At 64.2% G+C, this 21853-nt stretch carries 21 protein-coding genes; 10 read left to right on the top strand and 11 right to left on the bottom strand.

What is annotated here, in order from left to right:
• Position 1 precedes the first annotated feature (1 nt).
• Positions 2–607: a phosphonate C-P lyase system protein PhnH gene (phnH, locus tag EJ073_RS26730; protein WP_126058229.1), complete on the bottom strand. Its 606-nt coding sequence runs from the start codon at positions 605–607 to the stop codon at positions 2–4.
• Complete coding sequence (phnG, locus tag EJ073_RS26735; protein WP_126058230.1) at positions 607–1068, bottom strand: phosphonate C-P lyase system protein PhnG; 462 nt, start codon at positions 1066–1068, stop codon at positions 607–609. Before phnG ends, phnH begins: the two co-directional genes overlap by 1 nt.
• 139 nt (positions 1069–1207) lie before the next feature.
• On the opposite strand from phnG, the gene phnF reads away from it, so the two are divergent.
• Positions 1208–1957, top strand: coding sequence for a phosphonate metabolism transcriptional regulator PhnF (gene phnF, locus EJ073_RS26740; protein ID WP_126058231.1), 750 nt, complete (start codon positions 1208–1210; stop codon positions 1955–1957).
• On the opposite strand, the gene EJ073_RS26745 is transcribed toward phnF, so the two are convergent.
• The 7 genes from EJ073_RS26745 to EJ073_RS26775 all read right to left on the bottom strand — a co-directional run bounded on the left by EJ073_RS26745 (position 1954) and on the right by EJ073_RS26775 (position 10401).
• The gene (locus EJ073_RS26745; protein WP_189347263.1) at positions 1954–2784 is read right to left on the bottom strand and encodes an amidohydrolase family protein; all 831 of its coding nucleotides are present in this window, start codon (positions 2782–2784) and stop codon (positions 1954–1956) included. The genes phnF and EJ073_RS26745 overlap by 4 nt on opposite strands.
• A 4-nt stretch (positions 2785–2788) precedes the next feature.
• Positions 2789–3805 carry a zinc-binding alcohol dehydrogenase family protein gene (locus EJ073_RS26750; protein ID WP_126058232.1) on the bottom strand — a complete coding sequence of 339 codons (1017 nt, stop codon included), beginning with the start codon at positions 3803–3805 and terminating at the stop codon, positions 2789–2791.
• A 70-nt stretch (positions 3806–3875) separates the two neighbouring features.
• Entirely contained in the window at positions 3876–4841 is a 966-nt protein-coding gene (locus EJ073_RS26755; RefSeq protein WP_126058233.1) for an ABC transporter permease, read from the bottom strand.
• Positions 4838–6391: a sugar ABC transporter ATP-binding protein gene (locus EJ073_RS26760; protein WP_126058234.1), complete on the bottom strand. Its 1554-nt coding sequence runs from the start codon at positions 6389–6391 to the stop codon at positions 4838–4840. Before EJ073_RS26760 ends, EJ073_RS26755 begins: the two co-directional genes overlap by 4 nt.
• A gap of 145 nt (positions 6392–6536) precedes the next feature.
• The gene (locus EJ073_RS26765) at positions 6537–7532 is read right to left on the bottom strand and encodes an ABC transporter substrate-binding protein (RefSeq protein ID WP_126058235.1); all 996 of its coding nucleotides are present in this window, start codon (positions 7530–7532) and stop codon (positions 6537–6539) included.
• A gap of 314 nt (positions 7533–7846) precedes the next feature.
• Positions 7847–8845: an aldo/keto reductase gene (locus EJ073_RS26770; protein WP_126058236.1), complete on the bottom strand. Its 999-nt coding sequence runs from the start codon at positions 8843–8845 to the stop codon at positions 7847–7849.
• 50 nt (positions 8846–8895) lie between these two features.
• Positions 8896–10401, bottom strand: coding sequence for an altronate dehydratase family protein (locus EJ073_RS26775; RefSeq protein ID WP_126058237.1), 1506 nt, complete (start codon positions 10399–10401; stop codon positions 8896–8898).
• A gap of 246 nt (positions 10402–10647) precedes the next feature.
• On the opposite strand from EJ073_RS26775, the gene EJ073_RS26780 reads away from it, so the two are divergent.
• From EJ073_RS26780 to EJ073_RS26805, 6 genes are all read left to right on the top strand, one after another.
• The gene (locus EJ073_RS26780; RefSeq protein WP_126058238.1) at positions 10648–11550 is read left to right on the top strand and encodes a GntR family transcriptional regulator; all 903 of its coding nucleotides are present in this window, start codon (positions 10648–10650) and stop codon (positions 11548–11550) included.
• A gap of 149 nt (positions 11551–11699) precedes the next feature.
• Complete coding sequence (locus EJ073_RS26785; protein ID WP_126059356.1) at positions 11700–12050, top strand: DUF2946 family protein; 351 nt, start codon at positions 11700–11702, stop codon at positions 12048–12050.
• Positions 12051–12249: 199 nt separating this feature from the next.
• Entirely contained in the window at positions 12250–12693 is a 444-nt protein-coding gene (locus EJ073_RS26790) for a copper chaperone PCu(A)C (RefSeq protein WP_245455781.1), read from the top strand.
• 32 nt (positions 12694–12725) lie between these two features.
• Entirely contained in the window at positions 12726–13247 is a 522-nt protein-coding gene (locus EJ073_RS26795; RefSeq protein ID WP_126058240.1) for a YcnI family protein, read from the top strand.
• Between the two features lie 56 nt (positions 13248–13303).
• Positions 13304–14935 carry a copper resistance CopC/CopD family protein gene (locus EJ073_RS26800; RefSeq protein WP_126058241.1) on the top strand — a complete coding sequence of 544 codons (1632 nt, stop codon included), beginning with the start codon at positions 13304–13306 and terminating at the stop codon, positions 14933–14935.
• Positions 14936–15015: 80 nt separating this feature from the next.
• Entirely contained in the window at positions 15016–15693 is a 678-nt protein-coding gene (locus EJ073_RS26805; protein WP_126058242.1) for a hypothetical protein, read from the top strand.
• A gap of 66 nt (positions 15694–15759) precedes the next feature.
• Here EJ073_RS26805 and EJ073_RS26810 read toward each other — a convergent pair whose 3' ends face one another.
• Positions 15760–16197 (bottom strand): VOC family protein, encoded by a 438-nt coding sequence (locus tag EJ073_RS26810; protein WP_126058243.1) that lies wholly within the window; start codon positions 16195–16197, stop codon positions 15760–15762.
• 190 nt (positions 16198–16387) lie between these two features.
• On the opposite strand from EJ073_RS26810, the gene gndA reads away from it, so the two are divergent.
• Positions 16388–17812, top strand: coding sequence for an NADP-dependent phosphogluconate dehydrogenase (gene gndA, locus EJ073_RS26815; RefSeq protein WP_126058244.1), 1425 nt, complete (start codon positions 16388–16390; stop codon positions 17810–17812).
• A 362-nt stretch (positions 17813–18174) separates the two neighbouring features.
• Here gndA and EJ073_RS26820 read toward each other — a convergent pair whose 3' ends face one another.
• Positions 18175–19212, bottom strand: coding sequence for a LacI family transcriptional regulator (locus EJ073_RS26820; RefSeq protein ID WP_126058245.1), 1038 nt, complete (start codon positions 19210–19212; stop codon positions 18175–18177).
• Between the two features lie 407 nt (positions 19213–19619).
• On the opposite strand from EJ073_RS26820, the gene EJ073_RS26825 reads away from it, so the two are divergent.
• Both EJ073_RS26825 and EJ073_RS26830 read left to right on the top strand, forming a co-directional pair.
• Positions 19620–20858, top strand: a complete 1239-nt coding sequence (locus EJ073_RS26825) for an ABC transporter substrate-binding protein (RefSeq protein WP_126058246.1) — start codon at positions 19620–19622, stop codon at positions 20856–20858.
• Positions 20859–20959: 101 nt separating this feature from the next.
• Positions 20960–21853: a sugar ABC transporter permease gene (locus EJ073_RS26830; RefSeq protein ID WP_126058247.1), complete on the top strand. Its 894-nt coding sequence runs from the start codon at positions 20960–20962 to the stop codon at positions 21851–21853.

Genomic DNA, 21853 nt, shown 5'->3' on the forward strand with positions numbered 1-21853 from the left:
GTCAGGCCTCCATCGTCTTGATGCGCGTGGTGCGCGGCAGGCAGGCGACCCCGTCCGGTGCTGCCAGGATGATGTCGACGCCGCGCGGAAAGCGCTGGCCGTTCTGCTTCCACTGTTCGATGAAGTGACGCGGCATCTCGGCCGGCGCGAGCATCGCCATCTTCTCGATGCCGGGGCCTTCGAGCAGCAAGGGAACGCCCGAGGCGAGATCGCTGACGATGAGGATCAGCGTCGTCGAGCGGTCGGGATATTCCTGCGTACCTTGCGAAAAGCCATCCAGCGCCATCATCTCCGCGGGCCTGGCTACAATGGCGAAATGCGCGTCGGCCGGCGTGTTGGCGAGCGGCGCGCCGGTGTGGAAGCCGAGCCAGGATCTGACCGACGGCTCGGCTTGCAAGCCCGGATCGAGCCAGAGCGCCGTGTCGTTGTCGCAGAGCGCCAGCGCGACCGCGCCTGAAGTCGCTGACAGTGGCGCCGGCGGACGGGCAAAGGCCGGCAGCGGCTGCACGCTGCCCGGCCGCGCCATCGCATCCATGACGGCGCGGAACACCGTCTGCGCATTGAAGACCGGATCGGCGAAACCGCCTTCGATCGATTGCGTCTCCATCAGTCCTCTCCGCGCACCATGGTGAAGAAATCCACTTTTGTCGCCGCCGTCTCGGCACGGCGTTTTTCGTGCGCCTCGGTGAGCACAGCGCGCAGCGGCGCGATCACCCTGGTCTCGACAACGTCGCGATGGGCCGGGTCCTGCCACAGCGCATCGGCGATCGCGGCCAGCTTCGCCTTCTGCCTGTCGCGGCCGAGCGCATAGCTATGGCCGACCTGGCCGGAGGGCAGGCGCACCGTGGCGCGGGTGACCGTCGCCTCGCCGACATTGAAGGGCGCGCCGCCGCCGCCGATGCGGCCGCGCACCGTCACCAGGCCGGTTTCGGGGCCGCGCAGTAGCTCGGCTTCCAGGGGCAGGCCGGCCTCGCTCCAGAGCCGGGCGATCTCGTCGCCGCCGGACTGCGCCAGCGTCGCCATCGCCGCCTTGCGCCCGGCCTGCTCGCGCGCTTCCTGTCCTCGCATGGCGGCACTCCATCGGTTGCGCAAATTTGTCTATTGATATAGACAATTATACAAATTATACGCATTAGCTAGCGCGAGTCCATGACGGATGGATGACACCGGCGAAAAGTCTGGGCTGGTGAGAGAACCGGGGGCGGGCATGAGTGGGCAGCAGGCAGCCAGCATCGAGCGGCGCAGCGGCGTTTCGCTGTGGCGGCAGATCGCCGATCAGATTTTGCAGGGAATCGCCGCCGGCGACTTTGCCGAGAACGCGGCGCTGCCGCCGGAAATGGCGCTTGCCGAACGCTATGGCGTCAACCGCCATACGGTGCGCAGCGCCATCGCGGCGCTGGTGCAGGAAGGCGTGCTCAGGGCCGAGCAGGGGCGCGGCACCTTCGTTTTGTCGCGCAAGCGGCTCTCCTACCCGATCGGCGCCCGCACGCGCTTTTCGACGGGCCTGCAGGGGCAGACGAGCGAACGGCATATTGCGCTGCTTGCCTCATCGGTTGAGCCGGCCAGCCGGCGCATCGCCGATGCCTTGAAGCTCGCCAGGGGAGCCGCCGTGCTCCGCCTGGAGACGCGCGGCGAAGCCGATGGCCATCCGGTGTCGCGCGCCACCGCCTGGTTCGACGCCAAACGCTTCGCCGGCATCGATGCCGCCATGGCGGAGACGGGATCGGTCACCGCATCGCTGAAGCGCTTCGGCATCAACGACTATCTCAGGCAATCGACGGTGCTGTCGGCGCGCCATGCCGATGCCGCCGATCTTGCCGATCTCGACCTGCAGCCCGGCGCCATCGTGCTGGTGACGGTCGCGGTCAACGTCACACTCGACGGTCAGCCGATCCAGTTTTCCGAGTCGCGGTTTCCGGCGGAGCGGGTCGAGCTGAAACTGTCGGCCAATGACTAGCTGATGCCGTAGAAGCGCGCGGCCGTGCCGCCGAAGACGGCGTCCTGCTCCACCGGCGAAAGGCCTGCCAGGAGTTCCCTCGCGGCGGCCAGCCAATTCTCGTAGGTGGCGGCGAGCTCGCACACCGGCCAGTCGCTGCCGAACATCAGCCGGTCCGGCCCGAAGCAGGCGAGCAGGTGGTCGGCATAGGGCTTGAGGCCGGCGATCGACCAGTTCGGCCCGGCCTCGGTGACCAGGCCGGAGAATTTGCAGACCACCGACGGCCGCTTCGCCAGCGCCGCCATGTCGCTCGCCCAGGGCTCTAGGATGCCCTTGGCGATGAAGGGTTTTGCCGCGTGGTCGACGACGATCGGCAGGTCAGGCATGTGGTCGGCGAGTGCGGCGACCACCGGCAAATGGCGCGGCTGCGCCAGCGCGTCGAAACGCAGGCCGAGTTTCGGCAAAAGCTTCAGCGCGGCGAGCTGCTTCGGCTTCAAAATATCAAAGGTGTCGTCGATGTCCTGCAGCATTGGCCTTATGCCGCGGAACTTCGGCCGCGCCGCCAGCCGGCGCAGCGTCGCCTCGACATCGTCGGCCTCGAGATCGACCCAGCCGACCACGGCCGCGATGCTGTCGTCCTTGTCGGCGAGGTCGAGCATGAATTCGGTTTCGGCGACGGTCGCCGCCGCCTGCACCACGACGGTGCGGGCGATGCCGGCGGCCTGCAGATGCGGCGCGAGGTCGGCCGGGAAGACGTCGCGAACGATCGGCGCGACGTGCGGCCCCATCCAGAAATAGTCGCCGCGCGCGATCTGCCAATAATGCTGGTGCGCGTCGATCCTCAGCATGGTCCTACCCGACTTCGATGACGGCCTTGATCAGGCCTGATTTCTCATGCGCCCACCTTGCGAGGTCGCGAGGCGTGCCGGCAAGGGTCGTGCGATGGGTGACGAGCTTTCCCATCTGCACGGCACCATTGCGGATCGAAGCCGCGACGTGGTCGAAGTCGGCGCTCAGCGCGTTGCGGCTGCCGATCAGTGTCATCTCGCGTTTGTGGAATTCCGGGTCGGAGAAGGTGATGTCGTCCTTGACGACACTGACGAGCACGAGGCTGCCGCCATGCGCGACATGGGCGAAGGCCGACTGCACCGACTGCGTGTTGCCGGTGGCATCGAAGACCATGTCGAAACCTTCGCCGCTGGTCGCTTCGCGCGCCAGATCGGTCGCCTGTGCCTTCGAGCCATCGAGCGTGGCGAAGCCCAGTTCGTTTTCAGCAAAGCCCAGGCGTTCGCTACTCATATCGAGCAGGCTGACATCGAGGCCGGCGATGCGGGCAAACAGGGCGGTGCCGAGCCCAATCGGGCCGGCGCCGATGACCAGCGCGCGGGCGCCAGGCTCGGCCTGCGCGCGGCGCACCGCATGCGCGCCGATGGCCAGGAATTCGACGGCGGCGGCATCGGCAAGAGAGAGACCGTTCGCCGGATAAAGATTTTGCGCCGGCACGAGGATCTCCTCGCACATGGCGCCGTCGCGATGGACGCCGAGCACTTCGATCCTGACACAGCAATTCGGCTTGCCTTTCCGGCAGGCGATGCATTTGCCGCAAGCGAGATAGGGATTGATGATGACCGCCTCGCCGGCGCTCAGCGCAACACCTTCGCCCGTCTCGACAACCGTGCCGGAGACCTCGTGGCCCATGACGCGCGGATAGGCGAGGAACGGGTGCTTGCCTTCGAAGATGTGGTAGTCGGTGCCGCAGATGCCGACATGGCTGACCGCCACCCGCGCCCAGCCGGCAGGCGGCGCCCCCGGCGCCGGGCGGTCCTCGAGGACAAGATCGCCGGGCGAGCGGCAGACGACGGCTTTCATGCTTCAATCCAGTCTGTTGATGGGGCCGCCGGCACTCGGGCTGTAGCGAAGGCCGGCGGTCGAGGTCAGCTTACTTGCCGCGGCGGCGCAGCCCGTCGAAATAGACGATGACGATGATCAGCACGCCGGTGATGATGCGCTGCCAGAAGGCGTTGACATTCAAAAGGTTGGCGCCGTTGTTAATGGTGGCGAGAATGAAGGCGCCAAGCAGCGGGCCGTGCACGGAGCCGACCGCGCCGAACAGCGAGGTGCCGCCGATCACCGATGAGGCGATCGCCTGCAGCTCCCAGCCCTCGGCCTGGGTCGGATTGCCGATGCCGATGCGCGAGGCGAGCAGTACGCCGACAAAGGCGGCGCACAGGCCGGACAGCGTATAGGCCATGTAGATGGTGCGCTGGACATTGACACCCGACAGGCGCGAGGCCTCGGCGTTGGAGCCGACCGAGAACAGGTAGCGGCCCCAGCGGCTGTGGTGCAGGAAGATGTAGGCCGGGATGCCGACCAGGATCACCATCCAGAACAGATTGGGGATGCCGACGAAGGAATTGCGCGAGAATTCCTGGAAGGCATCGTTGTTGATCGAGATCGAATTGCCGTTCGTCATCAGCAGACCAATGCCGCGCAGCGAGGTCAGCGTGGCCAGCGTGATGATGAAGGGCGGCAGGCCCATCCTGACGATGCCGAAGCCGTGGAACAACCCGATGGCGACGCCGACCAGCAGGGTGATCAGGATGGCGGCGAAGACCGGCACGCCGGCATTGATCAGCATCGCCGTGGTGACGGTGGCGAAGCCGACAACGGCGCCGACCGAGAGGTCAATGCCGCCAGTGATGATGACGAACGTCTGGCCGACCGCCAGGATGGCGATCATCGAGCCCTGACGCAGCAGGTTGGAGATGTTGTTGGCGGAGGCGAAGCTCTGGGTCGTCACCGACAGGATGACCCACAACAGAACCAGCAGCGCCAGCAGCGTCAGCCCGAATAGGGCATTGTAGTTGCGCTTCGGCTTTTCGGCCGCGATCGCCTCGGTGCTCATTTCTGTCCTCCCGGTTTTTCTTGTTTCTCGGCGAGCGCCTGAGAGAGAATGTCCTCGTGGTCGGCGGTGCGGAAGCCATGCGTGGCGACCAGCTTGCCGCGCCGGAACACATGCAGCGTGTCGGCGAGTTCATAGACCTCCGGCAGATAGGACGAGATCAGGATGATGCCGGCGCCGTTGGACAGCAGCGTCGAGAACAGGCGGTAGATCTCGGCCTTGGTGCCGACATCGACGCCGACCGTCGGCTCGTCGAAGATGAACAGCTTGGCGCCATGCGCCAGCCATTTGCCGATGACGATCTTCTGCTGGTTGCCGCCGGACAGGCTGGAGGCGAGCGCGTTGCGCGTCGGCGTCTTGATCCTGAGGCCGGCGATCTGGCGATCGGCCTCGGCCTTTTCCTGCGTGTTGGAGATCAGCAGCTTGTTCGAGATGCGCTTGTAGATCGGCAGGTTGAGGTTGAGGCCAACCGGCAAATTGAGACAGAGGCCCTGGTCGCGGCGGCTTTCCGGCGCCAACGCCATGCCGAGCCGGATCGCATCGTGCTCGGAGTTGACCTGCACCTCCTTGCCCTCCCACAGGATCTGGCCGGCCGACTTCTTGTGGCGACCGTAGAGCGTGGTGACAAATTCGCTGCGGCCGGCGCCGATCAGCCCGTAGAGGCCGACGATCTCGCCGGCACGGACGCTCATCGAGACATTCTCGAAGCCTTTCCCGGAGAGGGTCCGAGTCTCGACGATGGTGGCACCCGGCGTGAAATGCTCCTTGTGGTAGATCTGTTCGATCGAGCGGTTGATCATCATCTTGACCAGTTCGGCGTCGTTGGTCTCGGCGATGTTGCGGGTGCCGACCAGCGTGCCGTCGCGCAGCACCGACACGCGGTCGGCGAGCTCGAACACCTCTTCCATGCGATGGCTGATATAGATGATGGTAACGCCTTCGCCCTTCAGCCGGCGGATCAGCGTGAACAACTGATCGGCCTCCTTGCGGGTCAGGTAGGCGGTCGGTTCGTCGAAGATCAGGAATTTGGTACCGCGCACCGTGGCGCGGGCAGCGGCGATCAACTGCTGCTGGCCGATGGTGAGATCGCCGAGCATGACGTGCGCCGGCAGGTCGAAGCCGAGGCCATCGATGATCTTCTGCGCATCCTTGACCATGGCCCGCTGCTGCAGGATGCCGAAGCGCGAATTCTCCTCACCGAGGAACATGTTGGCGGCGACCGTGAGGTGGCGGCAGAGAACGACCTCCTGGTGCACGGCATTGATACCGAGCGCCATCGCCTCATGCGGGGTCGCCAGCGCTTCCGGCTTGCCCTCCCAGATAACGTCGCCGGAGGTGCGCGGCATGACGCCGGTGAGGAGCTTGATGAGAGTGGATTTGCCGGCGCCGTTCTCGCCGACGATGGCGTGGATCTCGCCGGATTTGAAGGCGAGGTTGACGGGCTTGAGCGCGTGCGTGCCGGGATAGCGCTTCTCCAGCCCCCTGAGTTCGAGGATCGTCCTGCCGGGCTCCAGTGTTGGAGCCGGGTGCAGGTCCTGCGCCGTCGACGTCATGACAATCCTCCCAGATCGGCCTTACGATTGGCACGCAACGGTGCGGCGGGCTGCACCGTCAAGGGCACTTCAAGCCACCGGATTCCAGATTTGCTGGTGTTTCCGGGGCAGCGAGGCCCCGGAAACAGTGCGCCTATCGCGATGCTTAGTCGAGCTTCGGATTGAGCAGCGCGTCGATCTTCGGCTCTTTCATGTTGGCCTTGGTGACGAGATTGGCACCGGTGTCGACATTGGCCTCGACTTTCTCGCCCTTCGAGGCGGCAAGCGCGGTCTTGATGCCGTCATAACCCATCCGGTACGGATCCTGCACGACGAGGCCGGAAATGACGCCGTCATTGAGGAACTTGATCAGCTTCTCATCGCTGTCGAAACCGATCAGCCCGACCTTGCCGGCCAGGTTGTTCTCGGCAATCGCCTGGCCGACGCCCTGCGCCATGATCAGGTTGGAGGCGAAGATGCCTTTCAGGTCCGGATTGGCGGTGATCAGGTCGGTGGCGATGTTGAGGCCGGTCGTGGCCTGGCCGTCGGCATATTTGTCGGCGATCAGTTCGAGGCCGGGATATTTGGCCTTGAGCTGTTCCTTGAAGCCCTGGGCGCGCTGCTCGAGCGAGCCGGCGCCCGGCAGCGCGGTGATCAGCGCAACCTTGCCTTCAACCTTGCCGCCATTGGCAGCGCCGATGGCCGCGGCAAGTCCGTCAGCGGCGACGCGGCCGCCCTGGACATTGTCGGTGGTCAGGAACGAAGTGAAGGCCTTGGAGTCGGCTCCGGAGTCGATGCCGATGACCTTGACCTTGGTGGCGGCCTCGTCGATCGGCTTGCCGAGCGCCTTGGCTTCGGTCGGCGCGATGACGACAGCAGCCGGATTGCCGGCGACGGCATTCTCGAGGATCGAGATCTGGCCGTTGACGTCGGTTTCGGCCTGGGCGCCGAGCTCCGGCACATTGATGCCGAGATCCTTGCCGGCCTTGCGGGCGCCGGCCAGCACGATCTGCCAGTAGAACGAGGTGGTGTCCTTGACGATGATCGGGATGGTCACGTCAGCCGCCGAGGCCGGCGCCGAATGCATGGCGCCTGCGAGCATCGAGGCGGCGGCGAGCGCGACGAAGGCGCGGCGGTTGAGAATGCTGGTCACGAATTTCATGAGGGTTCCTCCCTAGATCGCCTGGTGAAGGTTACGGAAGCTCCGTTCGGATAGGCGCTGCCCCAACAGAACTTTATCAATAAAAAACATTTGCCGTTTTTTGATAGTGCATCGATCCGGTCGATGCAAGTGCTGTTTCGTCGCTGCGCAAAGGCCTTTGAGTTTGCCGTCGCTACGTTCGAACGCTTCCGATCCTCTCGAATTGAGATGGAATATTAGTTCCATGCAAGTGTCAATATGGAATATTCATTCTCTCGTGATCGTGAGGCATGCTCGCCCATGCGACGCACCGAGCCGGGCAGGAGCTCCGCCTTTCAGCCGAGTTCCTGAACCACCGTATAAGGATCGTATTTCGCGTATTCCGCCGGCGGCACCTCGATGTCGAGCAGCTCCAGATTGCGCGTCAGGTTGGCCGGCTTGGCCGTGCCGGTCAGCACAGAAGCGACGACCGGCTCATGCAATGGAAACTGGAAGGCAGCGGCCGCGAGCGGATAGCCGCCGTCAGCCGCGATCCGCTCCATCGCGCCGACGCGGTCGAGGATATCCTTGCTCGCCGGCTGGTAGTCGAAATGCGCGCCATGCACCGGACCGGTCGCCAATATGCCCGAGTTGAAGACGCCGCCGATGATCAGGGACGTCCGGCGCTGCCGGCAGAGCGGCAGCAACTCGGCCTCGGCGCTGCGGTCGAGGAGCGAATAGCGGCTGGCGAGCAGGATGCAGTCGAGCGGCGCCCGGCTGAGCACATCGAGACAGATCCGCACCTCGTTGACGCCGAGGCCGTAGGCGGAAATCGTGCCGGACGATTTCAGCTCCTCCAGCGCCTTCAACCCGCCATCCATGAACTGGCGGAAATGCAGCTTCGTCTTCTCGACGCCATGCGTGTAGGTGCCGATGTCGTGGACGAACAGGATGTCGATCTTGTTGAGGCCAAGACGCGCGTAGCTGAACTCGACAGAGCGCATGATGCCATCATAGGAATAGTCGTAGTCGAGCGCGAAGGGCAGCGGATCGACATAGGAATGATCCGGCACCTGGTCTTCCGGCACGGGGCGGAACAGGCGCCCGACCTTGGTCGACAACACATAGGACGAGCGCGGCTTCTCGCGCAGGAAATCGCCTGTTCGCCGCTCCGACAGGCCAAAGCCATAGAAGGGCGCGGTGTCGAAATAGCGCAGGCCGCCATCCCAGGCCGTCTGCAGCGTTTCCATCGCCGGCTCACGTGGGCAGGCGCGGTAGAGCCCGCCGATCGCGGCGCCACCGAAGCTGATTTCGGTGACCTCGAGCGCAGTGGTGCCGATCCGGCGTTTGTTCATAAGGCCTCCCCTTGCGGGCCGTCTGGTCGCCCGCGATCATTTGTCGGTGGTTAGAGCGTCGCGCCGAGGTGCCAGGGCACGAACTCGTTGTCGCCGTAGCCGAACGCCTCGCTCTTGGTCTTACGACCGGACGCCGTCTCAACGATGAGCTCGAAGATCTCGCGGCCCATGCCAGCGATGGTCTTCTCGCCGGAAGCGATGACGCCGCAATTGACGTCCATGTCCTCTTCCATCTGGTGGTACATGGTCGAGTTGGTGGCGACCTTGATCGAGGGCGTCGGACGGCAGCCGAAGCAGGAGCCGCGGCCGGTGGTGAAGACAATGACATTGGCGCCGCCCGCCACCTGGCCGGTGGCGGAGACCGGATCGTAGCCGGGCGTGTCCATGAACACCAGGCCGTGGCCGGTGACCTTCTCGGCATAGCCGAAAACGCCATTGAGCGGCGTCTGGCCACCCTTGGCGACCGCGCCCAGCGACTTCTCCAGGATGGTGGTCAGGCCGCCGCGCTTGTTGCCGGGCGAGGGGTTGTTGTCGATCGAGGCGCCGTGCTTGGCGACATGGTCCTCCCACCACTTCACATAGCCGTCGAGCTTGGCCGCGATATCGGGGCTTGCCGCGCGATAGGCCAACAGATGCTCGGCGCCGTAAATCTCCGTCGTCTCGGACAGGATGCCGATGCCGCCGACGCCGGCGAGGATATCGACGGCCGCGCCCAGCGCCGGATTGGCGGTGATGCCCGACATGCCATCGGAGCCGCCGCATTGCAGGCCAACGACGATCTCGCTGACCGGAATCGGTTCACGCTTGAGGTGACCGACTTCCTCGGCGATCTCGGCGAGCACGCCCATCGCCTTCTCGACCGATTTGCGCGAGCCGCCGGCTTCCTGGATGTTGAAATGGCGCTTGCCCGCGGCGACACCCTTCTGGCCGTAAAGGGTCAACTGATTGACCTCGCAACCCAGCCCGACCATCATCACGCCGCCGAAATTCGGATGACGGGCATAGCCGGCGAGCGTCCGGTGCAGGACCATCATGCCGTCGCCGGTGCCGCTCATGCCGCAGCCCTGGCCATGCACGATCGGCACGAAGCCGTCGATTCCCGGATATTTCGGCAAGAGCGTTCTGTTGGCCTCGTCGGCGATGGCGTGGCAGACGGTGGCCGAGCAGTTGACGCTGGCGATGATGCCGATGAAGTTGCGGGTGCCAGCGCGGCCATCGGCGCGGCGGTAGCCCATGAAGGTGCGGGCACGGTCGGCCTCGGTCGCGTGCTCGGCCTCGCTCGGCGGCACCACCGGCAGGCGGCCGCTCTCGAAAACCAAATTGTGCGAATGGACATGCTCGCCAGGCGCAATGTCCAGCGTGGCACGGCCGATCGCCTGAGCATATTTCACTACCGCCTCGCCGGCCGCGATCGGCTTGACCGCCACCTTGTGGCCAGGGTCGATCACCGCGACGGCGACAGCACCACCCGGCAACGCCGTGCCGATCTCGATGCGGCCATTGGCGACCGCGACATTGTCGGCGGGAGACAGGAGGATGCTGTTTGCGGCGTTCACGGGCGGTTTCCTGGGATGTTCCTGGGTGCGTGGGCGGATTGACACGCGTCAGTTAATGGATAATGTCTTTTATCGTGAAAAAACATTTTTGCGTCAAATGTTTTTTCGCGAGGGCGCCGTCTGTGAGGGCGCAAGGGCCAGTCCGCCGGCGTCCGAAAAGCGATTCAGCTTTCCGGAAGCATGCGTTAGGAACGTATCGCGCTTCAGGCCGGCCACTGCAAGCGCCGGCGCGCAACGGGGCGGGGAATGTCGAAAAGCAACAACGTCTACAAGGATGCCTATAATCGCTGCCTCAGGCTGCTCGACGAGACACAAAGCCTGCCGTCGGAGCCGGAATTGGGCACCCTGCTCGGTGTCAGCCGCACCACAGTGCGCAGCATCCTTGCACGCATGGCGGAAATCGGGCTGATCGCCTGGAACAAGCGCAGCAAGACGGTGCTGCGCGCGCCGCGGCCGGACGACTTCTTCCCCGAGGAGGAGACCGACACGCTGGCCGAGATCATCGAGCGCTCGTTCATGCGCAGGCTACTTGCCGGTGGCGCCGAGGCAGGCATGCAGATCAACGAGCTGGAGCTGGCGCGCGAGATCGGCGTCGGCACCACCAGCGTGCGCGAATTCCTCATCCGCTTTTCCCGCTTCGGCCTGATCGAGAAGCGGCGCAACAGCCACTGGGTGCTGAAGGGCTTTACCCGTGCTTTCGCGCTGGAGCTGACCGAAATCCGCGAAATGTTCGAGCTACGCTCGGCCGCCGCTTTCGCCGCCTTGCCCGAGGAAAGCCCGGTCTGGTCCGATCTCGACCGACTGGAGGATGAGCATCGCCAGTTGGCGCGCGAAATCGCCACGCGCTTCACGGCGTTTTCCGAGTTGGATGAGCGCTTCCACCGGCTGATCCACCGCGCCTCGCACAACCGCTTCATCGTCGACTTCTACGACGTCATCGCCATGATCTTCCACTACCACTACCAGTGGAACAAGGCTCAGGAGCGCGAGCGCAACGAGGTCGCCGTCCAGGAGCATCTGGCCTATATCGCGGCGCTGAAGTCGCGCGATCTCGGCAAAGTCGACGCCGCCTGCCGCAAGCACCTGAAGTCGGCGCGCCAGACGCTGTTGACCTCGATTCCCGAGGGGCGGCAGCCGCAACACGCCTGAGCCGCGCCCGGGTCCCGGCGATACGCACTGGTCGCGCCGCGTTGCCGCAGCCGCGATTTGGCGATTTTCGCTCCGTTGGCCGCATGCTACGTATCTGCCATTGCTGCGTGGAGAGGCAGAGCTTGGACATCCGGCGGAGACAATGGAGCATAAGGGTCGCGTTCGTCGCGATCTTGGTGCTTGTGCTCCAGTCGGCGCTTGGCGCCTTCGCGGCCGGGCCGGCCGCCGCGCAGCTCGACGCCTTCGGCAATGTCATCTGCACGCATGAGGGCGCTACCCAGCTTCCCAGCAGCGATCCGCACCAGCAGCACATGCCGGCCTGCTGCGTGCTTGGTTGCAGCATGGTTTCCGCTACCCACGCGCCGCCGCCCGATGCCAGCGTTCTCGTCCGCAGCCTCGTCCTTGAGGCCGTGGTGTTCGCGCCGCCGGCCTTCACACATGTCGATTTCGCCCGCGATCGCTCTCCATCGAACCCGCGCGCGCCGCCAGCGACGGCCTGATCCGTCTCGGCTCGCCTCGCAGAACCTTTCGCGGGCGCATTCATCCAACATCCGGACCGTCCGCGGCGTCGCGGCGGTGCGATTACCGCATCATGGAGCAACCATGTCTTCTTTTACCGCAACGCAGGCCAGCGCCTCTTGCCGCAGCAACCGATCCCGGCGCTGGCAGCGCCTCGGCATCGTCCTTTCCACCCTCGCCATGCTGTTCGTCGGCGCTCCCGCCGCCTTCGCGCATGAATTCAAGGCCGGCGATCTCGAAATCGAGCATCCCTGGTCGCGGGCCACGCCTGCCGGCGCCAAGGTGGCTGGCGGCTATTTCACCATCGTCAACAAAGGCAGCGCGCCGGACAGGCTGCTGTCGATCGCCTCCGACATTTCGGAGAAGGCGGAACTGCATGAGATGGGCGTCAAGGACGGCGTCATGACCATGCGGCCGGTCGGCGGCGGCCTCGAGATTTCTGCCGGCGGCAAGGTCGAGCTCAAGCCCGGCACCTATCATGTGATGTTCCTCGGGCTGAAGCGGCAGCCCAAACAGGGCGAAAAATTCCCGGCGACGCTCACCTTCGAGAAGGCCGGCAGCGTCACTGTCGAGTTCGAAGTCGAAGGCATGGGGGAAACCGGCGAAATGGACCAGGCCGAGTGACCCGGCAACCACACAAACTCCGAGGGACAATCATGAACAAGTATCTTTTGACGGCCGGGGTGCTTTTCGCGCTCGGGACAAATGCGGCGCTGGCCCATGTTACGCTCGAAACCCAGGAAGCGCCTGTCGGTTCGACCTACAAGGCGGTGCTTCGCGTGCCGCATGGCTGTGAGGGCAAGGCGACGACCGCCGTGCGCGTGCAGATTCCGGAAGGGGTGATCTCGGTGAAGCCGATGCCGAAACCCGGCTGGACGCTGCAGACCAAGAAAGGCAAGTACGAGAAGTCCTACCAGCTCTATGGCGAGACGCTGACCACCGGCGTCAAGGAGGTCGACTGGAGCGGCGGCAATCTGCCGGACGAATTCTATGACGAGTTCGTCTTCAGAGCCAATCTGACGGTGGATCTGCCTGTCGGCCAGATGCTCTACTTCCCCGTCGTGCAGGAATGCGACGGCGGCGCCGCGGCGCGCTGGATCGAGATACCGGCCGCCGGGCAGGAGGAGGACGAACTGGAAAATCCGGCGCCCGGCGTCAAGCTCCTGCCGAAGAAATGATCTGCCGGCGGCGCGCTCCGTTCCAGGGCGCGTGCCGTCTGCCTCGCGATGGTGGCATGAGCGCTTCCCCAAGGACCTGCATCGACGACTGGCGAGCCGTCCGGCTTTTTGCCCGGCTTATGGCTGTCCTGTTGCTGTTTGCGGCTCTGGCGCTGCCGGACCGCGCCTTCGCGCACGCGGCGCTGATCAACGCCGATCCCGTCGACGGCGCGGTGCTGGCGCAAAGCCCGGCAAAATTCTCACTGAGCTTCAGCGAGCCGGTGTCGCCGCTGGTGCTCAACCTGGTGCGGCCGGACGGCACGTCGGTTGCACTGACCGCCTTCCGCCACGACGGCCAGACGATCGACATCGACAATCCCGGGATGCTGAAATCCGGCACGCACGTGCTGAGCTGGCGGGTGATTTCGGAGGACGGCCATCCGGTCGGCGGTTCGGTGCTGTTTTCCATCGGCGCGCCGAGCACGCCGCCGGCGGTCGCCGAGGCGGTGGACGGGAGCCTACGCGCTGCCATGTGGATCGGCAAGATCCTGCTCTATGTCGGGCTGTTTCTCGGCGTCGGCGGAGCCTTCGCGCTTGCCTGGCTGGCCAAGGGCGGGCGCTGCGGCCAGCGCTTCGTCACTGCCGCAATCCTGTGCGGCGTGGCGGTGGCGCCAATCTCGCTCGGGCTGCAAGGGCTGGATGCGCTCGGCGCACCGCTTGGCCGGCTGGTGCAGCCGGTGATCTGGCAGACCGCGTTCGGCACCAGCTTCGGCTGGACCGTCTTGATCGCGCTGATTGCGCTCGGCCTCGGCCTGCTGTCGCTGGCCGGGCCGCGCGGCGGCCGCAAGCCGCTTGCCCTTGCCGGGCTGGCCGGCGTCGGCGCGGCGCTCGCCGCCAGCGGACATGCCAGCGCCGCCGAGCCGCAATGGCTGACACGGCCGATGGTGTTCCTGCACGGTGCGGGCGTCGCCTTCTGGGCCGGCGCCCTGGTGCCGCTCGGGCTTTCGGTGAGGCGGCAGTCAGAAGAGGCCAGGCTCTTCCTGCGCCGGTTTTCGCGCGCGATCCTGCCGGTCGTCGCCATGCTTGCCATGGCCGGCATCGTGCTTGCCGTCATCCAGGTGCAGACGCCGTCGGCGCTGGTTGGCACCGCCTATGGCAGGCTCCTGCTGGTCAAGCTGGTGCTGCTCCTGTTTCTGTTCACGCTCGCAACCGTCAACCGCTGGACGCTGACGGCTCCGGCCGAAGCCGGCGCCACCGAGGTGCAGCGGCGGCTGGCGCGCTCGATCGGCGCCGAGGTGCTGATCGTGGTCGCCATCTTCGCCGTCGCCGCCGGCTGGCGTTTTACTCCACCGCCGCGCGCGTTGGCGATCGCCGCCGCGCAGCCGGTGTCGATCCACATCCACACGCTCAAGGCCATGGCCGATCTCAGCATCACCCCGGGCCATGCCGGGCCGGTCGCCGCATCGATGGTGATCATGACCGGCGATTTCGGGCCGCTCGACGCCAAGGAGGTGACGCTGGTGCTGTCGAAGCCCGATTCCGGCATCGAACCGATCAAACGTCCGGCGACCAAACCCGGCGATGGCAGCTGGCGCGTCGATAATCTGGTCATCCCGGTTCCAGGCCGCTGGACGGCGCGGCTCGATATTCTTATCTCGGACTTCGAGGTGGTGAAGATCGAAGCGCCGATCGATATCCGCGCTGAATAATATACCAGATGGCTATGCTCTCGTTTTCCACTTAAGCTGGTGTTCCGGATCGGAGTGATGCTGTTGACGGAGCGCTTTTCTTGGCAAAAGCAATTGAATCAGTGGTCATGTCGACCCGGTTTATTGTGAAAGTATGTTGCGGTTTTCTGGTCTTTTTTCTTGTTTGCGGATGCGATCTCACAGGTAAAACAAGCTTGATGCAGCCGAGTTTGACCCGTGAGGAGCGTCTGAAGTTTGCCGCAGAATCCTACTTCAAAAACCAATGTAAAAAGCAGTGGGCGCTGCTCTGGCCCATGGCGCGAGAGGGCGATGGCGAAGCCCTTTCAGAGCTCGCCTTTGAACTTGGGGGAAGGCTCGAGATACCTGCCTCGGATTCGGATATGAAAGTCGATCCGGGAGATAAGTCATTTGCCAATGTGCTTGTCATGACGATCTACGGTGCGACAGCGTTAAAACATCCTGACAAGCGCAATCTTCACTACCTCTTTGACCCCGCTAGATGGAGGAAGGGCGATGTAACGGTAGTATCCATTCGCTCTGGCCGGATCAGTTATAGCTCGATCAAGGCTCCCCCTCCAGTTTCAATAACAAAGTTGGAAAATTGCCTGTCTCAGGCAAATTCCCCCGCTGCCGGCGACAGATGTGTCGCTCAGGCCATCGAATTGGGGCTCATTCCAAGCTTTTCCGAATACAGCAAAGCCATGGACGCAGTCCTGCCCACGTACCGCCCGGAGAGCTGCATTCCTCGCCCCTGGTAAGAGGAAAGTAACCTAACGCCGGAACGTGATCTGACTCCCGGGAAGCCGCGCCGAGCTCCCAATGCGCTAGCGGAGTTCCTGGGCCAACCCGATGAGATGTCCTTCCGGACCGCGTATGTAGCAGAGCCGATAGACGTCCTGGTAACGGACGACTTCACCGACCAGCTGCGCGCCGCGCTTGCGCAGCCTTTCCAGCGTGTCGTCGATGTCGTCCACGGTAAACATGACGCGAAGGTAGCCTAGCGCGTTCACTGGGGCGTTACGATGATCGGCGACGACAGGCGGCGCGAGGAAACGGGAGAGCTCGAGCCGGCTGTGGCCGTCCGGCGTGCGCATCATGGCAATCTCGACGCGCTGATCGCCGAGACCGGTGACACGTCCGGACCATTCTCCTTCGATCGTCGCCCGCCCTTCAAGTCCGAGGCCGAGTTCGAGAAAGAAGGCAATCGTCTCTTCGAGGTCCTCGACGACGATTCCTACATTGTCCATCCGTTTGACTGCCATATGTCCAACCTAACGCCGTATGTTCAATCGGCAAGGCGTCACCTGGCCTCCCAACGGACCCTTCTCAACTCGGCCCTGTCCTGAATCTGGACCGACACAATTCGGCGAGGCGGTTGACGCGGCGCGAAAGGCCCGTCAATCATCCCGGCAAAACACGGCCCAACAAAATTCGGAAAGCAGGGAAGAAACGATGGAAAAAGCCGAAATCGGCCTGATCGGCCTTGGCACGATGGGCTCCAACCTGGCGCTCAACATCGCCGAGCATGGGCACCGCATCGCCGTCTTCAACCGCACGCCGTCGCGCACCGACGCCTTCGTCGCGGGCGCCGGGCCGCTGAAGGACATGGTCGTGCCCTGCTACAGCCTGGAGGAACTCGCCGCCGCGATCCGGCCGCCGCGGCCGATCATCATCATGGTGCTGGCCGGCAAGCCGGTCGACGAGCAGATCGCGGCGCTTCGCGGCGTGCTGTCCGACAACGACATCGTCATCGATGCCGGCAACGCCAATTTCCGCGACACGATGCGGCGCTTCTCCGAATTGTCCGGCTCGGGCCTGACCTTCATCGGCATGGGGGTGTCCGGCGGCGAGGAGGGTGCGCGCCATGGCCCGTCGATCATGGTCGGCGGCACGGAAGACTCCTGGAAGCGCGTCGAGAAGGTGCTGACGGCGATCTCCGCCAAGTTCAAGGACGAGCCCTGCGCCGCCTGGCTCGGCAGCGACGGCGCCGGACATTTCGTCAAGACGATCCACAACGGCATCGAATATGCCGACATGCAGATGATCGCCGAGATCTACGGCATATTGCGCGACGGCCTCGGCCTGGGCCCGAAAGAAATCGGCGCCGTCTTCGCCGACTGGAACAAGGGCCGGCTCAATTCGTATCTGATCGAAATTACCGCCAAGGTGCTGGCCGCCGACGATCCGAAGACCGGCAAGCCGGTGGTCGACATCATCCTCGACCGCGCTGGCCAGAAGGGCACCGGCAAATGGTCGGTCATCGAGGCGCAGCAGCTCGGCATTCCGGCGACCGCGATCGAAGCGGCGGTTGCGGCGCGCGTGCTGTCGTCGATCAAGGATGAGCGGCAGGCAGCGGAAAAGGCCTATGGCAATATCGGCGTCGCCAAGATCGCTGGCGACAAGGCCGCCCTGCTCAAGGATCTCGAGCTGGCGCTGTTCGCCGGCAAGATCGCCGCCTACGCGCAGGGTTTCGCGGTGATGAGCGGCGCCTCGAAGGAATTCAACTGGAGCCTGCCGATGCCGACCATCGCCAAGATCTGGCGCGCCGGCTGCATCATCCGCTCGCAGATGCTGGACACGATGGCCGAGGCGTTCGGCTCTGGCAGCGCGTCGACGAACCTGCTGATGGCGCGGGCCTTCATCGCCATGATGCAGGAGGCGCATCCTTCACTGCGCAGGATCGTGGCGCGGGCGTCGGAAGCCGGCTCGCCGGTGCCGGCGCTGTCGTCGGCGCTCGCTTACTTCGACAGCTACCGCCAGGGGCGTGGCACCTCCAATCTGATCCAGGCGCAACGTGATTTCTTCGGCGCGCACGGCTTCGAGCGCATCGGCGAGCAGGGCGCGTTCCATGGACCCTGGGGCAGCGGCGCGGCCTAAGGGCAGGTAAGGCCGGCCTGCAAATGGCGGCCTCCTGCGCTTCTACAGCGCCGCGCGTCCGGACGGGCGCGCAAAGGACGCTGTAGCATTTTGACTTAGAGCGGTTCAGCGTTTCATAGAATCGCCGACCCGCTCTAACTAATTGTTTCTGCGCAATTCCGGACGGAAAACCGTTACACAGTTTTCCTGGAATTGCTCTAGCGCATGATCCTTTCCGAAAATCTTTCTGATTTTCGGGGTCATGCGCGTGCTCACGTACTTCAAGTACGCTCCGCTCCGGTTCCCGGAAGCCACCCAGTTTGATCGCCGCGCGCTCGTCTTCGACTCCGACTCGGCCTGACCTGCCTTTCAAGTCGCGCCAATCAGCTGCGATAGGGCTGAACCTCGCTCGGCGTGCTGAGCGATTGCAGCGAGCCGGGTTCGGCGCCGCCGATCCAGCCGAGCACCGAGCGGGCCAGCTCGGAGCCGGCGAGGCGGAAGTTCTCGTTGACGACCAGCAGTTCCCGCCGGAACAGATGCAGCAGTTCCGACGACTGCTTCGACACCACGTCGACGTCGCGGCCGAGCTTCAGGCCGGCATCCTCGATGCCGGCGACGACGGCGAGCGTCGCCGCGGCGGCGCTGCTGACGAAGCCGTCCGGCCGGTCCCGGCGCCGCATCAGCTGCGCCGTCCGCATCCTGATCTGCTCGATCGACTGGTCGATGGACACGGTGTTGAACGGCACCTCGCTGGCGCCGACTTCACTCAGCGCATCGGCAAAGCCGTTCAGCGTATGGCCATAGTAGGTGAGGCCGACCGGTGGCGTCACCAGGGCGAGCCGGCTGCGGCCGATGCCGGCGAGATAGCGCACCGCCTCGCCTGCGAAGGCGTAGTTGTCGAAATCATGATAGGGGTGCACGAGCCCCATGTCGGTGCGGCCGTGCGTGGCAAAGGGAATGCCGCGCTCCAGCATGTAGCGGGCGCGCGGATCGTCCGGCTGGGTGCGCGAAATGATGATGCCGTCGGCCGAGCCCGTCTCGACCAGATAGCGGATCGGATCCAGCGGATCCTGCGAGCGCGAATAGGGCGTGACGATCAGGTGATAGGGCGTGTCGGCGATCACCTCCGAGACACCGTAGATGATGTCCGAAACAAAGCTCATGATCTCGCGCTCGGTGTTGAGCACGAGGCTGATGACATTGGTCTTGCCGGTCCTGAGGCGCACGCCGGCGCGGTTCGGCCGGTAGCCTATCTGCCTGGCGACGAGTTGCACGCGCCGCCTGGTCTCGGCGCCGATCTCGGGGGCGTCCTTCAAGGCGCGCGACACGGTGGTGACGCCCAGCCCCGTCATGAAGGCAAGCGTCTTTAGCGTCGGCCTGGCCGGCGCTTCGCCATCCCTGTCCGTCTGGTCCCTGTCCATATCGTCCCGCCCGTCAGGCGCATAGCAGTCGCCGGGTCGGCCGGCAATCGCCCGCTATCGTCAGGCGGGTAGCTTCCAGTCCGACAAAACTCCCATACACTGAAACGTTACAGATTGTCACGACCGTTGTCCGTGCCGGCCCCAGGTCTGCTTTTTCCCGGCTTGCTCGCCCGGCTCGGAAAGTCGTTGGGAATCAGCGCGAAAGGCGTTTCGAGCAAGTTTTTTACCAGCTTCTAGCGTTTTGCAGCGCAGCTTTGCGTATTGCGGTGCACAAACTCGTGCCCGGCGGAACTATTTTGTTCGCGCTCCGAAAAATATCGAAGCGGCCTTTGCGTAAGGGGTTGCGCATATCGTGCAATTGCCGTATCGAAAATCTGTAACGTTTCAGATTCTTGGGAGGAACCGAAATGCGATACAAAATCCTGACTGCTGCGCTGGCGGCGACGGCCGCGCTGCAGTTCGCCGGTCCGGCGGCCGCGACCGATCTGGAAGTCACCCATTGGTGGACGTCCGGCGGCGAAGCGGCGGCTGTTGCCGAGCTGGCCAAGGCCTTCGACGCAACGGGCAATCACTGGGTCGACGGCGCCATCGCCGGTTCCGGCGGCACGGCGCGGCCGATCATGATCAGCCGCATCACCGGCGGCGACCCGATGGGCGCCACCCAGTTCAACCACGGCAGGCAGGCGGAAGAGCTGGTGCAGGCCGGCCTGATGCGCGACCTCACCGATATCGCCACCAAGGGCAAATGGACGGAAGTCGTGCGGCCGAAGAGCTTGCTCGACAGCTGCACCATCGACGGCAAGATCTATTGCGTGCCGGTCAACATCCATTCCTGGCAATGGCTGTGGCTGTCCAACGCGGCCTTCGAAAAGGCCGGCGTGCCGGTGCCGAAGAACTGGAATGAATATGTGGCGGCCGCCCCTGCGCTGGAGAAGGCAGGCATCATCCCGCTCGCCGTCGGTGGGCAGCCCTGGCAGGCCTCCGGCGCCTTCGACGTGCTGCTCGCGGCTGTCGGCGGCACCGATACCTTCCTCAAGGTCTACAAGGACAAGGACGCGAAATTCGCCGCCGGGCCCGAGGTCGCCAAGGTATTCAAGGCCGCGGACGATGCCCGCAAGATGGCGAAGAACACCAATGTGCAGGACTGGAACCAGGCAACCAATCTCGTCATCACCGGCAAGGCCGGTGGCCAGATCATGGGCGACTGGGCACAGGGCGAATTCCAGGTCGCCGGCCAGACCGCCGGCAAGGACTATACCTGCCTTCCAGGCCTTGGGCTGAACGAGGTGATTGCCACCGGCGGCGATGCCTTCTACTTCCCGCTGCTGAAGGACGCCGACAAGTCCAAGGCGCAGGAAGTGCTGGCCGAAACGCTGCTCGATCCCAAGACGCAGGTTGCCTTCAACCTGAAGAAGGGCTCGCTGCCGGTGCGCGGCGACGTCGACCTGCAAGCGGCGAATGACTGCATGAAGAAGGGCCTCGACATCCTGGCCAAGGGCAGCGTCATGCCCTGGACCGACCAGTTGATGTCGCAGGACAGCCAGAAGCAGAAGGAGGATCTCTTCTCCGAATTCTTCGCCAAGCCGGACTTGACCGTAGAAGACGCGCAGAAGCGTTTCGCCGACATCATCGCTTCGGCGGACTGATTGCTTTTGCCGACTGATTACGGCGCCCCCGCCAGCTCCTGGCCCCAGCCTATCCGGGGTCAGGAGCGTGATGTCGTCATTGCCCCAGCCCGGCTGTCGAGATGAGCAAGAGCGAACGCCCCAACCAGCTTTTCCGCAACCTCAATGCGAAGGTCGCCTCGATCCCGATGATCCTCACCGCGCTGGTGGTTTTCGTCGGCGGCACCGCATGGACGGTGCTCTATTCCTTCACCAACTCGAAACTGCTGCCGCGGCTAAACTTCGTCGGCCTCGACCAGTATTACCGGTTGTGGGCGACGCCGCGCTGGCTGATCTCGATCGAGAACCTCTTGATCTATGGCGTCATTTCGCTGGTGTTCTCGCTGGCGATCGGCTTCATCCTCGCCGCGTTGCTCGACCAGAAAATCCGCTTCGAAGACACATTCCGCACGATCTTCCTCTATCCCTTCGCGCTCTCGTTCATCGTCACCGGCCTGGTATGGCAGTGGCTGCTCAATCCGGACTTCGGCATTCAGGGCGTGGTGCGAAGCCTCGGCTGGACAAGCTTCAGCTTCGATCCGCTCTACAATTCCAGCATCGTCATCTACGGCATATCGATCGCGGCGCTATGGCAAGGCACCGGGCTCGTCATGTGCCTGATGCTCGCCGGCCTGCGCGGCATCGATGAGGATATCTGGAAGGCAGCGCGGGTGGACGGGATTCCGATGTGGAAGACCTATCTGTTCATCGTCATTCCGATGATGCGGCCGGTCTTCATCACCACGCTGGTCATCATCGCCGCCGGCATCGTCAAGGTCTATGACCTGGTGGTGGCCCAGACCAGCGGCGGGCCCGGCATCGCCTCCGAGGTGCCGGCAAAATACGTCTACGACTACATGTTCTTCGCCCAGAACCTCGGCCAGGGCTTTGCCGCATCGACCATGATGCTGTTGTCGGTGGTGATCGTCATCGTGCCGTGGGCCTATCTCGAATTCGGAGGCAAGAAGCGTGTCTGA

Origin of the sequence: Mesorhizobium sp. M4B.F.Ca.ET.058.02.1.1 (assembly GCF_003952505.1) — a bacterium.
Classification (GTDB): Bacteria; Pseudomonadota; Alphaproteobacteria; order Rhizobiales; family Rhizobiaceae; genus Mesorhizobium.

Coding starts and splice junctions, on each gene's coding strand:
- phnH (WP_126058229.1), bottom strand. CDS start 607: ATGGAGACGCAATCGATCGAAGGCGGTTTCGCCGATCCGGTCTTCAAT.
- phnG (WP_126058230.1), bottom strand. CDS start 1,068: ATGCGAGGACAGGAAGCGCGCGAGCAGGCCGGGCGCAAGGCGGCGATG.
- phnF (WP_126058231.1), top strand. CDS start 1,208: ATGAGTGGGCAGCAGGCAGCCAGCATCGAGCGGCGCAGCGGCGTTTCG.
- EJ073_RS26745 (WP_189347263.1), bottom strand. CDS start 2,784: ATGCTGAGGATCGACGCGCACCAGCATTATTGGCAGATCGCGCGCGGC.
- EJ073_RS26750 (WP_126058232.1), bottom strand. CDS start 3,805: ATGAAAGCCGTCGTCTGCCGCTCGCCCGGCGATCTTGTCCTCGAGGAC.
- EJ073_RS26755 (WP_126058233.1), bottom strand. CDS start 4,841: ATGAGCACCGAGGCGATCGCGGCCGAAAAGCCGAAGCGCAACTACAAT.
- EJ073_RS26760 (WP_126058234.1), bottom strand. CDS start 6,391: ATGACGTCGACGGCGCAGGACCTGCACCCGGCTCCAACACTGGAGCCC.
- EJ073_RS26765 (WP_126058235.1), bottom strand. CDS start 7,532: ATGAAATTCGTGACCAGCATTCTCAACCGCCGCGCCTTCGTCGCGCTC.
- EJ073_RS26770 (WP_126058236.1), bottom strand. CDS start 8,845: ATGAACAAACGCCGGATCGGCACCACTGCGCTCGAGGTCACCGAAATC.
- EJ073_RS26780 (WP_126058238.1), top strand. CDS start 10,648: ATGTCGAAAAGCAACAACGTCTACAAGGATGCCTATAATCGCTGCCTC.
- EJ073_RS26790 (WP_245455781.1), top strand. CDS start 12,250: ATGCTGTTCGTCGGCGCTCCCGCCGCCTTCGCGCATGAATTCAAGGCC.
- EJ073_RS26795 (WP_126058240.1), top strand. CDS start 12,726: ATGAACAAGTATCTTTTGACGGCCGGGGTGCTTTTCGCGCTCGGGACA.
- EJ073_RS26800 (WP_126058241.1), top strand. CDS start 13,304: ATGAGCGCTTCCCCAAGGACCTGCATCGACGACTGGCGAGCCGTCCGG.
- EJ073_RS26810 (WP_126058243.1), bottom strand. CDS start 16,197: ATGGCAGTCAAACGGATGGACAATGTAGGAATCGTCGTCGAGGACCTC.
- gndA (WP_126058244.1), top strand. CDS start 16,388: ATGGAAAAAGCCGAAATCGGCCTGATCGGCCTTGGCACGATGGGCTCC.
- EJ073_RS26820 (WP_126058245.1), bottom strand. CDS start 19,212: ATGGACAGGGACCAGACGGACAGGGATGGCGAAGCGCCGGCCAGGCCG.
- EJ073_RS26825 (WP_126058246.1), top strand. CDS start 19,620: ATGCGATACAAAATCCTGACTGCTGCGCTGGCGGCGACGGCCGCGCTG.
- EJ073_RS26830 (WP_126058247.1), top strand. CDS start 20,960: ATGAGCAAGAGCGAACGCCCCAACCAGCTTTTCCGCAACCTCAATGCG.